General features: G+C 46.4%; 14 protein-coding genes, 1 riboswitch and 1 other annotated feature. Of the genes, 6 read left to right on the plus strand and 8 right to left on the minus strand.

Going from position 1 to position 14675, the window contains the following annotated elements; genetic code table 11:
* The first annotated feature begins 30 nt into the window (after positions 1 to 30).
* From PaeBR_RS10600 to glpK, 3 genes are all read left to right on the plus strand, one after another.
* A complete protein-coding gene (locus PaeBR_RS10600) occupies positions 31 to 747 on the plus strand; it encodes a response regulator transcription factor (RefSeq protein WP_020427515.1) in 717 nt (238 codons plus the stop codon).
* A gap of 1 nt (position 748) precedes the next feature.
* Positions 749 to 2188, plus strand: a complete 1440-nt coding sequence (locus tag PaeBR_RS10605) for an ATP-binding protein (protein WP_410514770.1) — start codon at positions 749 to 751, stop codon at positions 2186 to 2188.
* A 140-nt stretch (positions 2189 to 2328) separates the two neighbouring features.
* On the plus strand, positions 2329 to 3819 hold the full coding sequence (gene glpK / locus PaeBR_RS10610; protein WP_410514771.1) for a glycerol kinase GlpK: 1491 nt from the start codon (positions 2329 to 2331) through the stop codon (positions 3817 to 3819).
* A gap of 85 nt (positions 3820 to 3904) precedes the next feature.
* Here glpK and PaeBR_RS10615 read toward each other — a convergent pair whose 3' ends face one another.
* From PaeBR_RS10615 to PaeBR_RS10640, 6 genes are all read right to left on the minus strand, one after another.
* Positions 3905 to 4897, minus strand: a complete 993-nt coding sequence (locus PaeBR_RS10615) for a ketoacyl-ACP synthase III (RefSeq protein ID WP_410514772.1) — start codon at positions 4895 to 4897, stop codon at positions 3905 to 3907.
* A gap of 53 nt (positions 4898 to 4950) precedes the next feature.
* Entirely contained in the window at positions 4951 to 5301 is a 351-nt protein-coding gene (locus PaeBR_RS10620) for a hypothetical protein (protein WP_410514773.1), read from the minus strand.
* Between the two features lie 186 nt (positions 5302 to 5487).
* Positions 5488 to 5856: a carboxymuconolactone decarboxylase family protein gene (locus PaeBR_RS10625; protein WP_410514774.1), complete on the minus strand. Its 369-nt coding sequence runs from the start codon at positions 5854 to 5856 to the stop codon at positions 5488 to 5490.
* Positions 5857 to 5867: 11 nt separating this feature from the next.
* On the minus strand, positions 5868 to 7496 hold the full coding sequence (locus PaeBR_RS10630; protein ID WP_410514775.1) for a thiamine pyrophosphate-binding protein: 1629 nt from the start codon (positions 7494 to 7496) through the stop codon (positions 5868 to 5870).
* A gap of 168 nt (positions 7497 to 7664) precedes the next feature.
* Positions 7665 to 7759, minus strand: a riboswitch (cyclic di-GMP riboswitch).
* Between the two features lie 127 nt (positions 7760 to 7886).
* Positions 7887 to 9137, minus strand: coding sequence for a methyl-accepting chemotaxis protein (locus PaeBR_RS10635; protein ID WP_410514776.1), 1251 nt, complete (start codon positions 9135 to 9137; stop codon positions 7887 to 7889).
* Between the two features lie 480 nt (positions 9138 to 9617).
* On the minus strand, positions 9618 to 9797 hold the full coding sequence (locus tag PaeBR_RS10640; protein WP_410515308.1) for a hypothetical protein: 180 nt from the start codon (positions 9795 to 9797) through the stop codon (positions 9618 to 9620).
* On the opposite strand from PaeBR_RS10640, the gene PaeBR_RS10645 reads away from it, so the two are divergent.
* Positions 9756 to 10301: a hypothetical protein gene (locus PaeBR_RS10645; protein WP_410515150.1), complete on the plus strand. Its 546-nt coding sequence runs from the start codon at positions 9756 to 9758 to the stop codon at positions 10299 to 10301. The two genes, PaeBR_RS10640 and PaeBR_RS10645, sit on opposite strands and share 42 nt — an antisense overlap.
* Positions 10302 to 10454: 153 nt before the next feature.
* Here the strand turns inward: PaeBR_RS10645 and serA are convergent, their stop codons facing one another.
* Both serA and PaeBR_RS10655 read right to left on the minus strand, forming a co-directional pair.
* Entirely contained in the window at positions 10455 to 12047 is a 1593-nt protein-coding gene (gene serA / locus PaeBR_RS10650) for a phosphoglycerate dehydrogenase (RefSeq protein WP_410514777.1), read from the minus strand.
* Between the two features lie 248 nt (positions 12048 to 12295).
* Positions 12296 to 12522, minus strand: a binding site (T-box leader).
* 125 nt (positions 12523 to 12647) lie between these two features.
* Positions 12648 to 13553, minus strand: a complete 906-nt coding sequence (locus tag PaeBR_RS10655; RefSeq protein WP_410514778.1) for a hypothetical protein — start codon at positions 13551 to 13553, stop codon at positions 12648 to 12650.
* Positions 13554 to 13664: 111 nt separating this feature from the next.
* Here PaeBR_RS10655 and PaeBR_RS10660 point away from each other — a divergent pair, with 111 nt between their 5' ends.
* Complete coding sequence (locus PaeBR_RS10660; RefSeq protein ID WP_410514779.1) at positions 13665 to 14258, plus strand: CPBP family intramembrane glutamic endopeptidase; 594 nt, start codon at positions 13665 to 13667, stop codon at positions 14256 to 14258.
* Positions 14255 to 14638, plus strand: coding sequence for a hypothetical protein (locus PaeBR_RS10665; protein WP_410514780.1), 384 nt, complete (start codon positions 14255 to 14257; stop codon positions 14636 to 14638). The genes PaeBR_RS10660 and PaeBR_RS10665 overlap by 4 nt, the downstream gene beginning before the upstream one ends.
* Positions 14639 to 14675: the final 37 nt, after the last annotated feature.

Raw genomic sequence — 14675 nt, forward strand, 5'->3', positions numbered from 1 at the left:
TACTGTATTTGATGAAGGGGTTGTTGTGAAATGGCAGAGCATTTGAACAGAATTCTGGTGGTGGATGACGAGGAGCGAATCCGCCGCCTGCTTAAAATGTATCTCGAAAAAGAAGGATACGAAATCGATGAAGCGGAAGATGGCGAAATTGCCCTCCGTAAAGCAACAGCCAATGATTACGGTCTTATTTTACTGGATGTTATGCTGCCCGGCATCGACGGCATTGAGGTGCTGACCAGGCTTAGAGGGGTTAAGTCCACACCGGTGCTGATGCTTACCGCCAAGGGTGAAGAGATTAACCGGGTTCAGGGTTTTGAAATGGGCGCTGACGACTATGTCGTTAAGCCTTTTAGCCCCCGTGAGGTGATTTACCGGGTAAAGGCCATTATGCGCCGTTCATCCGCTACGGCTTTCTTGTCCAAAGAGAGCAATTCCAGCAATAACATCGTATTCCCGCATCTTATTATCGAGCACGATGCGCACCGTGTTACGGCTGGAGGGCAGGAAGTAAGTCTGACTCCGAAGGAATATGAGCTGCTGCATTATTTGGCTATTTCGCCGGACAAGGTGTTCTCCCGTGAAGAACTGCTTAAGGATGTCTGGAATTACGAATTCTTCGGGGATTTACGGACAGTAGATACGCATGTGAAACGGCTTCGCGAGAAACTGAATAAAGTATCACCGGAATCGGCAGCTATGATCACAACTGTATGGGGAGTAGGCTACAAGTTAGAGGTGCCTAAATAACGTGAACTTTTGGAGAAGTCTTGTCGGCAAGCTGTGGGCTACGATCATCTGTCTGGTTGCTGTCGTACTCATAACACTGGGTTTATTTTTACTTCCCTATATCGACAGCAACTTTACCAATTCCGGAGCAATCAAACGGTTATTTATGTACACATGCATGATAGGATTCTCTTTAACCACTTTTTTCGCTTTGTTTCTTTTTACCAAGATTACGCAGCCGCTGCAGCGTGTCATAGAGGCTTCCAATAACATTCGCCGCGGCGAATATGGGACAAGACTGACACTTGTAACAAGTGACGAGATTGGCCAACTGGCCACTTCTTTCAACCATATGGCTGAGGAACTGGAGAAGAACATCCGCAATCTGAATCATGAGAAGGGCCATCTTTCCAGCGTATTGCGCAGTATGAGTGACGCGGTCATTACATTTGACATTGATGGACGGATTATATTGACCAATCCGCACGGACAGTCTCTACTGGAAGCCTGGAGTGATTTGAAGTGGGAACAGGAAAGTGATTCCGAGCTCTATACGGAACCGGATGGCCGGAGTGATGTGCCTCCCCCGCTGAATCCCTTGTTCCAAAGTACGCTCATACAGGGCGGTGATCAGCGTTCCAATGTTCATGTCCGCCAGGGCGTATGGTCTGTACACATGGCTCCGCTATACACGGAGGATGATATTCGCGGTGCAGTGGCTGTACTGCGGGATGTGACTGAAGAGGTACGGCTGGAAAAGATGCGCCGTGACTTCGTGGCGAACGTCTCCCATGAAATCCGGACCCCTCTATCCATGATGCAGGGTTATAGTGAGGCCCTTCTGGACGGTATGGCCTCCTCACCGGAAGAGAGCAGTGAACTGGTGCAGGTGATTCATGATGAGTCGCTGCGGATGGGACGTCTGGTGAAGGATTTGCTGGATCTTGCCCGAATGGAAGCCGGACATACGGATATGCAGAAGGCTCAGGTGAATATGGATGACCTTTTGGATAGAATGTTCCGGAAGTTCACTGTGCGTGCCAAAGAGCGGGAGATTCATTTACAGTACCGCAAGCTAAGCGATAATCTCGTTCTGGAGGCAGCGGATGAGGACAAGCTGGAGCAAGTCTTAACCAACCTGCTGGACAATGCTTTCCATCACACGCCTGCAGGGAAGAATATCGTGATTACTGGAGAAGAAAGTGTTCTGGAAGGAAGGCACTATGTCGAGATTAAAATTATCGACGAAGGTGTCGGAATTCCTCCGGAGGATTTACCCTTTATATTTGAACGGTTTTATAAGGCCGACAAAGCGCGTTTGCGCGGAGATTCAGGCGGTACAGGGCTGGGGCTGGCGATTGTCAAGAATATCGTAGAGTCTCATCAAGGCCATATTTCCGCAACAAGCAAGCTGGGTGAAGGTACCCGTTTCACGCTTCGACTTCCTGTCGAAAAACAGTAATTTCAAACAAAGCCTGACGGCGCCTCTGACAGCAGAGGTGCTTTTTGTTGAAACAGGCACATAAATCTTGTTCATCGTGGAACAAAAGTTATGTTATTTTGATTATCCTATATCCATTAATCTCAGGAGGCCATTATTTTATGACAGATTATATTTTGGCATTGGATCAGGGTACAACCAGTTCACGGGCCATTCTGTTCGACCGGGAAGCGCGTATGATCTCCCAGGGACAGTATGACATCTCGCAATCTTTTCCCCGTCCCGGCTGGGTGGAGCATGACCCGGAGCAAATTTGGGAGACCCAGCTGGCTGCGGCAAGGGATGCTATTGAAAGAAGCAATATTCAGCCGAACCAGATTGCAGCTATCGGAATAACCAACCAGCGTGAAACGGCATTGGTCTGGGATAAAGCCACCGGCAAGCCCATTTATCCGGCGATTGTATGGCAGGACCGGCGGACCGCAGGGTTATGCGAGGTGCTGAAAGGGAAGGGGCTCAAGGAGGAAATCGCAAGCAAAACCGGACTTGTCATCGATGCCTATTTCTCCGCCACTAAAATCTCATGGATTCTGGATCATGTGGAAGGGGCCCGGGAGCGGGCAGAAAAGGGTGAGCTGCTTGCCGGAACGATCGACAGCTGGTTAATTTGGAAGCTTACCGGAGGAGAAATCCACGCTACAGATGTAACGAATGCCTCCCGCACGATGCTGTTTAACCTGCATTTGCGGACCTGGGACGATACTCTGCTGGCTGAATTAAATATTCCGCGCTCCATATTACCGGAGATCAAGATGTCGGGAGGAGAGTTCGGCATGGCACAGTCCCAGTGGTTCGGTGCTGATATTCCGATCACCTCAGTGCTCGGCGACCAGCAGGCTGCCCTGTTCGGCCATACCTGCCTTGAAGCGGGCAGTGCCAAAAATACATACGGCACCGGTTGTTTTATACTCATGAATACCGGAAGTGAAGCTGTGGTATCACGGCACGGTCTGCTGACAACGGTTGCGTGGGGATTTGGGGATGAAATGTATTATGCGCTAGAGGGAAGTGTGTTCGTGGCAGGTGCGGCCGTACAGTGGCTGCAGGAGGGGCTTGGACTGATCGAAGCACCGGCGTGTTCTGAGCAAAAGGCGAAAGAGGTCGAAGACAGTGAAGGGGTTGTGGTCGTACCAGCCTTTACCGGGCTAGGCGCACCTTACTGGGATATGTATGCCAGAGGCGCGATATTTGGCTTAACCCGTGGAACCACTGCAGGACATTTGGTGCGCGCAACCCTGGAATCGCTGGCTTTTCAAACGCGGGATGTTATCGGAGCTATGGAAAAAGACGCCGGAATGCCGCTTACCGAGCTGAGAGTGGACGGAGGAGCCGTTCGCAACGATCTGCTGATGCAGTTCCAGGCCGACATTCTGGGCAGCGAGGTTACCCGGACGACATACTCCGAAACGACTGCACTTGGTGCGGCTCTTCTAGCCGGCTTAACCTCCGGCATCTGGACCAGAGAGCAGCTGCTAAGCTTCAACAAGTCGGAGAAGGTGTTTGTTCCCCTCATGGAGAAGGAGGAACGCGAACGCCGCTACCACGCCTGGCAGGACGCAGTCTCGCGTACAATGGGCTGGGAGAAGCACTAGGAGCTTGGAAAGAGTTTCTCAAAAGCAAGAGGAGGTGTCCCATCTGCCATTTTCATGGCTTATGGGACACCTCCTTTTAGTTCACTTAATACTCCATAACGAAAGCTACATTTTGCCAGCCGGCACCAACCGTCCAAAACAATACTTTATCACCACGTTCAATTTTTCCGGTGGTCACAGCTTTGTGAAGGGCAATAAAAGGGCTGCTGGTGGAGGTATATCCAAACTCATCACCTATGTATACTGCTGCATCTTTATCGATGCCGACTTTTTCGGAAACGGCAAGAATATTAGGAAGTGACAGCTGTGAGAAACAGGCTGCTTTAATAGATTCTGGTGCAATATCATTGTTCGACAGCAGGGTTTGGATAGATTCAGATGCAGCACCAACACAGATTGAATCATCGAAGGGAATAAACTTAACATTGAACTCCCCGGTGTTCACTCCTGTCTTGCCCAGCTTAGCCAAGCCTTCAGCAGGAAACAAGGAATTACCATAGACACAAGTGTCTGTCTGGTAAATAGAATCAATGAACCCTGTCGAATTCTCATCACGTTCCAAAATGACTGCCGCAGCAGCATCACCGAAGTTAGCATAATAAACGGGATCATTCTTGTCGGCATGAGGTGCAACGTGATCGGAACCGATGACCAGAGCGCGCCGGATTCTGGGATTTGCAATCATTTGGCGGCTAACCTGTTCAATTGAAGCCGTCATTCCGGCACAGTTGGCGTTACTGTCGATACATATCGCATGGGATGCGCCGTTAATTAATCGGTGGATCATTAATGAGTTCGTAGGAAAGATATATTCAGGAGTTTGAGTCGCATAGGCGATAAGGTCGATATCTTCTCCGGAAAGTCCGGTTTTCTCCAAAACATTGCTGGCGGCCTCAAAAGCCATTGTCAGGGAGTTCTCGTCCTCATTGTCAATGCTGTAGCGGGTTTCACGACCTAAGGCCGTCAAAAGTCCACGGATATCAATACCCTTTTCATCAAAATGCTGAATGAAAAAGTCGTTCCCAATCTTGTTGCTTGGATGATAAATATCGATGTCCTTAATACGAATCCCAGCCATATAATTCCTCCTAAAATTACGAGCATGCTTAACCTAAAACCCGCATTAATGGACTAGACACTTACCGTAGAAATGATCTCTAAATTCTCAATTCCAGCCTTACGACCCAGTCGGGACAGCTGCATTTTAAGGATAGGATTATTCTCAAGTGTGAGTTTTACTTTTACGAAACCGTCGCTTTTAAACATGATGAAGCACCCTTCAAGCAGAGGAACAACATCAGCTGAGGTTACATTAAGTTTTCTGCAATCAATTAGGAGTTCGTAGTCGGCAGGATTGATAGGACTAATTGTTTGTTTATAGGCCTGAATGGATTTTGTGCCGTCCTCTTCTGAGAAAGTACCTTCCAGCTCGATATTCATTACCTTGTTAGCTGAATCCGTCTTTAAATTAAATTTCCCCATTTGTGCATCTCTCCCATTGTTAATTGTTTTAAAGCATGCCAATCTTTATATCCGCTAAAACTATTTATTAACGTCAATTTTCGACATTAACCTTTTATTTTTGGGATATTTTAACTCTATTATTTCATATATTTCTCAAATATGCAATGTAAAAGTCGAAAAATGTATTAAAATGTCGTGAAAGATTTATTGGATTTCATCAAGTGTAGAGAGTAGGACATTAAAAGCACTAATCACTCTTGGTGCTCCTACACAAGGGACTAAATGCAATAACGTGCCTTTGATTTGTTCAATAGTGATCCCGACACGAAGCGCCATGATATAGTGAACTCCCAGTTGGTCAAACTGTCCCATTGTAATTAAGGAAGAGATGACCGCGATTTCCTTCCAGTCATTGCCGATGGTGTTGCGCTGAAAAATATCACCATAGGCGTTTCCCATTATATATTCAGCCAGATCGGGAAAATGCTCTTTAATCGGAGCCAAGGCTTTAGCGCCATAGTCTCCGGAAAGATTAGAAAAGTGGTCCAGGCCATTCATAACATTGTCGCTCATATGTACCTCCTCTAGAGATTTAGTGTACGGTGTGCGGTTGGGGGGACTTCGTCACGGTCAGTTAACAATTCGATGACGGCCACAGCATTCAAAGCGACAGCTTCTCTAATTGCTGAAGCAAATTGTTCTGCAGTCTCACACTTAAAGCCGGTAGCGCCCAATGATTCAGCGAATTTTACAACATCCATAGGTACTTCGAATATAGTCCCATCATTTCGGCCTGTAGTTTTCTCCATACCTTTTAGCGCCATATCCAGTTGCATATTATTCACAACGATAAAGATGACAGGGATATCTTTACACACGGCTGTATTAATCTCTGTCCCCAGCATCATAAAGCAGCCGTCGCCTGTGATGCAGAAAATCGTTTCAGCGGGTGAGGCCACCTTGGCTCCAATGGCCATGCCGATCGCATTGCCCATGCAAGCAAAGTAAGCATCAAAAACCAGGCTGCCTGGTTTCTTCACCTTGTACCATTTGACAGCATTGAAACCGTGACTTCCATCGTCGACGAACACTGTATTATTATAAGGGATTAGATCACTCATAGTGCTTAGTACCGATGCCAGTGAGAGCTTGGGGAGGACAGGGAGCTCTTCCGTATAATCTACAGGCACGGTTTCGCGTTTAGTAACAGTGTCAGGATTAATATTATTGATATACAGCCTCAGGTTTTGGCGAAGATCTCCGGTTACCTGTATGGTCTTGGAGGTTAATATTTTTCCGACAAAGGTAGGATCGCTGTCAAACTGAATCAATGTCGCCGGATGATTCTCCCGCCCCAGATTACAGATGGTCATATCGCTTAACCGTGATCCCAGAACGATATATAAATCACTATGGTTCAGTAGATCTTCACCGTGTTTGCATCCCCCGACACCGATCGGACCGTGATACAACGGGTGATCCCAAGGAATAGCTCCTTTACCTCCAGGCGAGGTCACGATAGGAATATTAAAGATTTCAGCTAATTGAATCAGCTCCACATGGGCTTCAGACCGATTAACACCTTTACCGGCAATAATTAAGGGATTAATGGAGTTATTAATGGCCGAAATTACACGATCAATGTTAGCAAAACTTACGAGGAATTCCCGCTCCGGGATAATAATATTGCATTCTTCAAGCCGTTCCGTCTGAACATCAAAAGGTAAACAAAGATGAACAGGTCCACGCTTGCCGCTCAGTGCAATTGAAATCGCATGATTAAAAATGGTGCCGAAGTGGTCGCCGCGTTCAACAAGCTTACTAAACAATGTAGCAGGTCTGAACATCTCTGCCAGATCAGCAAGATAAGAGGACGAATCCTGGCATTGTGGAATTCCTAGTTCTTTAATGGACTGGTGACCGGTAATGAATAAGACAGGTAAGTTATTAGCTTTAGCATGCGCTGCTGCGGTGAGCAAATTAGTGCCTCCTGGGCCAGAGGTACCAAAAGCTACTCCGAGATTTCCGGTTTTTAGAGCGTAACCGGAGGCTTCGAACCCGGAGCTTGATTCATGTCTCCCAGGGATAAACTCAATTCCATAATCCACCATCTTTAAAGCTGCAGGACAAATAGATTTACCTATGATTCCAAAGGCATGGGTTACTCCGAGGTTACGTAGTGCTTCTGCCATGTAATCTGCGACTGTCTTCAAAAGTTACACCTCACAAGTGAATTTATGTAGATTAAATTATCGATCCATCGAATAGAAATCGTCAGACCTATAAAATTAAAAAAATAAAACCTGTGCTCAAATACAGAGCACAGGTTGGTAGCACAAATCGCCGTAGAGACCGCATAAATAATCCAGTCATTCTGGTTTTTCAGCAACCTGGCAGTCATGACCCCATTAATTACCGAGGCTGTAGATCCATGGCTTTGCGTCATTCTCTTTCGAGAATTTTGCCCATATAAATTTGTGAATTTCAAAGAAGAATAATTTTCCTTTACAATATATTCCTCGAGCACCTTTGTCAATAAAATTATACATAATAGCTCGAAATTTGACGAAGAATGTGAATAAATTAGGAAAATTAGATTCTATTTAAAACTTAAAGACATGGATAGTCTTTTGCAGTTGAAGTACGGAACGGGTCATAATTTCAGTTTCATCGGCTACCGCTTGAAGCGCATGAATTTGTTCGTTCATTGCCGCTGAAACTTCCTCGGTTCCGGCAGCAGTTTGCTCAGTGATTGCTGAAATATTTTGAATAGCGCCGGAGATTTTCTGCGCACTCTCCAGCATGCTGTCGCTTTCTGCAGAGAACGAAGAAATTTGCTCGGTTATATACTGAACACTTTGTACAATCTGGGCAAAAATCTGGGCGGTTTCAACAATCATCTCATTTTGTATTTGCACGACTTCTTCATTGATGGAGATATTCTCAATGGCTTGCTTGATATCATTCTCGATACTCCTTACGAGACCGAACACTTCTTTCGTGGAGGCGGTAGATTCTTCAGCAAGCTTACGAACCTCCTGGGCAACGACGGCAAAGCCTCGTCCATGTTCCCCGGCCCGTGCCGCTTCTATGGAAGCATTCAGCGAGAGGAGGTTGGTCTGCTCGGCAATCTCTGTAATCGTCTTTGTAATCATCGTTATGCCTTTGGCATTTTGGGAGAGGGCCTCGATGGTCTGCGCTACTTTTTCGGTAGCATCGATATTTTTCCGCATTCCGGCAGCTTGGGTATCTACAGAATGTCTGCCTTTTTCAACCAGATCCAGCGTATGTATTGAACGTTTGTTCATTTCTTTCGTTGAACTTGTGTAGTTGGATACTTTAGTCTCTATGTCTTTTATAGATTCCGCCATATCGGCAATATCAACGGATATTTCATTCGCTCCGAGAGCCAGTTCATTGGAGGATGAAGCGACTTGAGCCATTACAATTTTCAAATCCTGATTCTTATTCTCTATCCCGCGGCTTGCATCCGTTACCTGGCGGGTAATCTGTGAGGCTTCTGTAAGGATTTTCTTGAGTTTATCAATCATACTGTTGAACGAGCGGCTTATATCGCCCATAGAGCCTGTCTCATCAGCTCTGGAAGTAAAGTCTCCTTTCGCGATCGTGTGCGAGATATTGGAAATGTCGTCAAAGGATGATGTAAGCGTTCTCTCAATGTAGCGGGAAAGAGGGTATGTGAGACCGCCAAGTAAAGCTACCAGGATAATTCCTGCAAATGCTTTACCTATAATCAAAAATGCAATCAAAACAGGAACAGCGAACAACGCGGCAACCATAAAACATCCGGCAATGATTCTTTCTTTTAACGCAAGCTTGTTCATCCAGGCCATAACAAACAGATCCCCCTTAATTATGTTGACTATTGTAATATTATAGGTGTTTTTGGGAGCCGAGGTCTATTGTAAGAATTGACATAAATCATAAATCTTTAAAGTGGTATAAAAATAGGGGGTGTCCCATAAGCCATATAAATGGCTTTGGGTATCCCCGTTGTTTTTCGAGTAGGATGTACATTGACGCTTGCTGTGGACGCTCCGCGAACGGACCGTTGTTCCAATCGCTGTTGTCCCCAGATTTTATTTATTCTCCTTAGCGGTGAAAATCCGGGGACAAAGGCGACCGCTACCGCTTTTCCACAATCGTTCCGTCCTCTCCGCTGCTTTAAGCAGAAAAAGTTTCGACAATCCTCTTTAAAATCACAAAAAAAGAAACCGTCCTTTGGTAAAATGGAAGTACCACCAACCATCCTAAAAGGAGCAATTTCTCTGTACATTCTATATACCATAGACCAACTTTACCTGCCAATGGATTTAGAAGAAGATCTTCCACCCCATCACCTCGTTCGTGTCGTTAACGCCGCCGTAAATCGACTGGACGATACCATCTTTGACGCAGCCTACCCCGGCGGCGGCCGCGATAGCTACCATCCCAAAATGCTCACCAAAGTCATGATCTACGTCTACACCCAGCGCATCTATTCCTCCCGGCAAATCGCCAAAGCCATTCGGGAGAATCCTACTTGGAAAGCGAAGAGATCAAGGCCGTGGTTAAATACGGCAACTACCACAAAGAAAAGAGCAAGACATGGAAAGAAAACATTGGAAAGATGGAGAACTGGACGTACAACGAAGTCGAAGATACGTGGACGTGTGCGGCCGGAACAACGCTTCATTTTTGCTATGAGAGTAAGAAAACAATTAGATAGTGGATATGAACTCCGGCAACGCCATTACCGCAGTACCGGCTGTCATGGTTGTCCCCTGAAAGCCGAGTGTACAAAGGCTATGGGATATAGAATGTACAGAGAAATTGCTCCTTTTAGGATGGTTGGTGGTACTTCCATTTTACCAAAGGACGGTTTCATTTTTTGTGATTTTAGAAGGAGATTGTCGAAACTTTTTCTGCTCAAAGCAGCGGAGAGGACGGAACGATTGTGGAAAAGCGGCAGCGGTCGCCTTGGTCTCCGGATTTTTACCGTTAAGGGAAATAAATAAAATCTGGAGAGCACAGCGATTGGAACAACGGTCCGTTCGCGGAGCGTCCACAATAAACCAAGACCGTAATCCTACTCCAAAAACAACGAGGGTGTCCCTAGCCATTTACATGGCTTTTGGGACACCCCCCTATTTTTCTGGTGACTATAACGTCTACAGAAGGATAACTTCCTCGGCTGTGTTGATTTCCGGTAATCCGGCCAATTTCACAAGCACCTCAGTTGGAACGGCTTTGTCAACTGTCAGGAGCATGATTGCGGCACCGCCGACAATTTTGCGGCCTACCTGCATGGAGGCAATATTGACATCATTTTGCCCGAGCAGCGTACCCACCAAACCGATGATACCCGGTTTATCGTTATGGGAAATGAAGATCTGGTGACCTTCCGGAGCAATATCGACCGGGAATTTATTTAATTGCACGATGCGTTCACCGTACCCCTGCAGGAGTGTACCGGCAACCAGCTGTTCTTCGCCATTCTCTGTTTTCAAAGTAACGGTTAGAAGGTTGGTGAAGCCTTTTGTTTTGGAGGCTTGGGTTACGACCACGTTGACATCGCGCGTTTTGGCCAAATGCATGGAATTCACAATATTTACATCGCCGCCGAAATGACGGGACAGCACACCCTTCACGATGTAGCGGGTCAAAGGCTGTGTATCGACATCGGATAGGTCACCCGCATATTCAATATGAATTTCACGGACGGCTCCATTAGTAATTTGGGTGACAAAGCTGCCGAGCTTCTCTCCAAGATTGAAATACGGCTGAAGTCTTTTCATCACGCTTGGGGCAACCGCAGGGATGTTAACGGCATTGATAAACGGTTCATTCCGCAGAATGTGAAGCACCTGTTCCGAAACATCAATCGCAACGTTCTCCTGTGCTTCCACGGTGGATGCACCCAAATGCGGGGTTACGATGATTTTTGGATGCGACAGGAAAGGATGGTCGGCTTGTGGCGGCTCCTTCTCGAACACGTCGAAAGCAGCTCCGGCAACAATGCCGCTATCTATGGCTTCCACCAAAGCCAGCTCATCAATTACACCGCCACGGGCACAGTTGACAATGCGCATGCCTTTTTTCATTACCTCGAACTGCGGACGGGAGATCATATGACGGGTTTCCGGAGTTAATGGTGTGTGTACTGTGATGAAATCCGATCCCCGTACAATGTCGTCAACAGAGGCCAGTTTTACTTCCATTTTCTCTGCACGATCAGCTGTCAGGAAGGGGTCGTAAGCAAGGATGTCCATACCGAACGCTTTGGCGCGTTTGGCTACCTCACTGCCGATCCGCCCCATACCTAGTACACCCAGAGTCTTGCCGCGAAGCTCCACCCCGAGAAATGTTTTTCTATCCCATGTTCCCCCGATAGTCTTCGCATAAGCCTGAGGAATATGACGGGCCAAAGCCATCATCATGGCAAAAGCATGCTCACATGTCGTAATGGTGTTGCCATCCGGAGCATTAATAACTACAACACCGCGCTGGGTTGCTGCTTCAAGCTTAATATTATCTACACCTACACCGGCGCGGCCAATAACCTTCAGGTTAGTGCCAGCTTCAATGATTTTGTCCGTAACCGTTGTTTGACTGCGCACGAGCAGACCGTCGTATTCTCCGATGATCGCGATGAGTTCATCTTCGCTAAGTCCTGTTTTTTTATCTACCGTTACGTCCTTTGCATCCATCAATTGCTGAATGCCTAAATCGCTGATTGGATCCGATACTAATACTTTAAACATGGTTTCTTTTCCTCCTTAAATTTGAAAGCATAATATGTTGAGGATGCCCTGATAGGACGCTCCACATTACCTGAAAATCACTTCCGGCTGCTGAATCCAAAAACTTTTCCCTAAACAACGGAGCAACGCGGTGCCGCGGAAAAGAAAGAGGGTGCATCCAGGCAGTAAATACCGGACTTATCCCGGAAATCGGCATGTTTCTTTATTTAGGGTAACAAAAAGACCCTCAACCCCATACTACTGCCATAGTAAGGGACGAGAGTCGTCGTGGTACCACCCTAATTCACTGTGATTGCAAAATCACAGCCTCATTGGCCTGTAAAGGCCACACTGGTAACGGAGATGATCCGATTGTACCTACTGTAAATTCGATACAATATCTCAGGAGCGCTAAAGATAACTGTCCGCCACCGGTTTGCACCAACCACCGGCTCTCTGTAGACCTTGAGTATCTTTGTTCCATCATCGGCTTTGCTTGATTAATTTTTCATAATGTAACATGGTGATGCCAGATGTGTCAATAGGCGATTAGTAAGATGGATTACCTAGGCAGCCGCCTTGAAGAGGTCTTCATTTTTCGTTATGATGCAATAACAAGTCTTACTCATAAAAAAAAGGAAGCTGGGGCATGGTCTCCTTGGCGTAATATTGTTCCCGCCATTTGATGAAATCCTGCTCCTGCACAGCACCGGTAGAGATAAGCACTGCAGCAGAAGACTGAACATCCTTCAGTTTCAGGGTGCTGGCGGTACCAGAATAGATCAAATCATCAACCTTGGCTGTAATATCCTGAGGATCATATCCGGCGTAAATCGCACGATTCAACATCATATTGGCGATGGTTGCATTTTTAAGCAGCAGGGGCATTTTTTTCCATTCTATAAAAGTCACTGTTTTTGGTGCGATGAGCTCAACCGGGATTTTGCTGTTGCTTTTGGCTCCCCATCTCAGCATAGCGTCATAAAAATTCTTTTGCGCCAGCAAACCAAATTTCATACCACTGGAGGTAAAAGAGTCGCTTTTCAGAAGCTTTGCGGTTTCCTTGCCTGCGGAGCCTGCAGTAATCTTGTCGGATGCCTGGGAAAAGAGGGTTAGGCTTTTCAGTATATTTAGCTGTGATTCCTGCAATAGCGGCGAATTGGTAAAGATCGAATCCTGGTTCACCTTTTTATATTGTTTATCAGCAAGTATGCCGAGATTTTTGAGAATTGCTCTGTTCTCGCGGGTATCGTTGTTCCGCGCCAGCTTATCGACTTCCTCGTTCCAATCCCGCTTGAATTCACGGTAAGGCAAAAATACGTTATGATAGAAAGTAACAAGATCCTGCTGCTGATAGGATCCGGAGTATTCCTTCGCTTCTTTGCTGCTGTTCAAGCGCTCATATTTGTCTTCCGTTTTATCTGCCCCCACCTTCACACCGGTAAAAAAGGCGGCGAATGCAGAAATCAGGAAAAATAGTAGGCCAAGTGTGTATAACATTTGAGTGCGGGAGGTACGACGGTTCATAATAAGTGCTCCTTTTTCTAGGGGATATCGTTATGTAGTTACTGCAAAAGACAAGATTTGGCTCTATGTAGGAGCTACCCGTAAATAACAATATAGAACAGGCAGGTAATAATGAAAAAATTCAAATTTGGCGATATCAAAATAAAAAAAGTAACCTCGCAGCAATTAACGGACCGGCTGCTTTTGTTAAATCTATATATTACACAGGGACTTACCTTAATTATCGGTTTGATCTGGATATTATTACAGAAAAGAAATCCTTTTCAAGTACTAAATTTTCCGGACAGTGGACATTTTGTGGCATGGGGACTTATTTTAGCCGGAATTATGCTGGTTGTGGATTTCTTGCTGACCTATATTGTACCTGAAGACAGCATGGATGACGGGGGGATTAACGAGCTTCTGTTCCGCAAACGGCCGGTCTGGCATATCGTACTTATCGCTGCAATTGTATCCGTATGTGAGGAGACGTTATTCCGGGGTGCGGTGCAATATGCGTTCGGACCGTACTGGACGAGTATTCTGTTCGCCGTTATTCATATCCGCTATTTGCGGCACTGGATACCAACCGGTTGGGTATTTTTAAGCAGCTATGGTCTTGGATACATATATATCCACTCAGGGAGCCTCTGGGCACCCATCGTATGTCATTTCGTCATCGACCTGTTCTCAGGACTGGTGATCCGCTACAGGAGGGAATCATGAGTGAGGAACTCAGCCGGGTAAAGTCCCGCCAAAAACAGTATAAGGGAGAAGCTCCGTCAACTGTCAAAATAAAACCAATAGAACCATCCCCGAAGGAAGCTTCTACACAACGGGAAATACCCGCCGGTAATCTGTCAAGGGCAGGCCGTGCAGCGTCGCGTACCAAGACGAATAAGACGGATAAGGTGGCTATGGAGGGGGAAGGAGCACGGCAGGACAAAGAAGCCACACCTTCTCGTGCACGAACCTATACCTCGGAGCGGGTGCGGCTAAGCAAAATGTTTGTTAATTCGCTGATTTTTATATTTGTCATTCTGCTTGCTTTTCTGCTCTGGTGGGGGATTGAAGGCGCACCGAAGCTGAGGACGCTCCTGTGGTAACCGGCTTATTCGCTTATACAGCAGGCCTGATGCTATT

It is taken from the genome of Paenibacillus sp. BR2-3, assembly GCF_046529485.1.
Classification (GTDB): Bacteria; Bacillota; Bacilli; order Paenibacillales; family Paenibacillaceae; genus Paenibacillus_AQ.

Bases quoted from the DNA above. Each gene is read 5' to 3' on its own strand.
- PaeBR_RS10600 (WP_020427515.1), top strand. From the start codon at position 31: ATGGCAGAGCATTTGAACAGAATTCTGGTGGTGGATGACGAGGAGCGA.
- PaeBR_RS10660 (WP_410514779.1), top strand. From the start codon at position 13,665: ATGAAAAAATTCAAATTTGGCGATATCAAAATAAAAAAAGTAACCTCG.
- glpK (WP_410514771.1), top strand. From the start codon at position 2,329: ATGACAGATTATATTTTGGCATTGGATCAGGGTACAACCAGTTCACGG.
- PaeBR_RS10620 (WP_410514773.1), bottom strand. From the start codon at position 5,301: ATGGGGAAATTTAATTTAAAGACGGATTCAGCTAACAAGGTAATGAAT.
- PaeBR_RS10665 (WP_410514780.1), top strand. From the start codon at position 14,255: ATGAGTGAGGAACTCAGCCGGGTAAAGTCCCGCCAAAAACAGTATAAG.
- PaeBR_RS10625 (WP_410514774.1), bottom strand. From the start codon at position 5,856: ATGAGCGACAATGTTATGAATGGCCTGGACCACTTTTCTAATCTTTCC.
- PaeBR_RS10635 (WP_410514776.1), bottom strand. From the start codon at position 9,137: ATGGCCTGGATGAACAAGCTTGCGTTAAAAGAAAGAATCATTGCCGGA.
- PaeBR_RS10615 (WP_410514772.1), bottom strand. From the start codon at position 4,897: ATGGCTGGGATTCGTATTAAGGACATCGATATTTATCATCCAAGCAAC.
- PaeBR_RS10645 (WP_410515150.1), top strand. From the start codon at position 9,756: ATGATCTACGTCTACACCCAGCGCATCTATTCCTCCCGGCAAATCGCC.
- serA (WP_410514777.1), bottom strand. From the start codon at position 12,047: ATGTTTAAAGTATTAGTATCGGATCCAATCAGCGATTTAGGCATTCAG.
- PaeBR_RS10655 (WP_410514778.1), bottom strand. From the start codon at position 13,553: ATGAACCGTCGTACCTCCCGCACTCAAATGTTATACACACTTGGCCTA.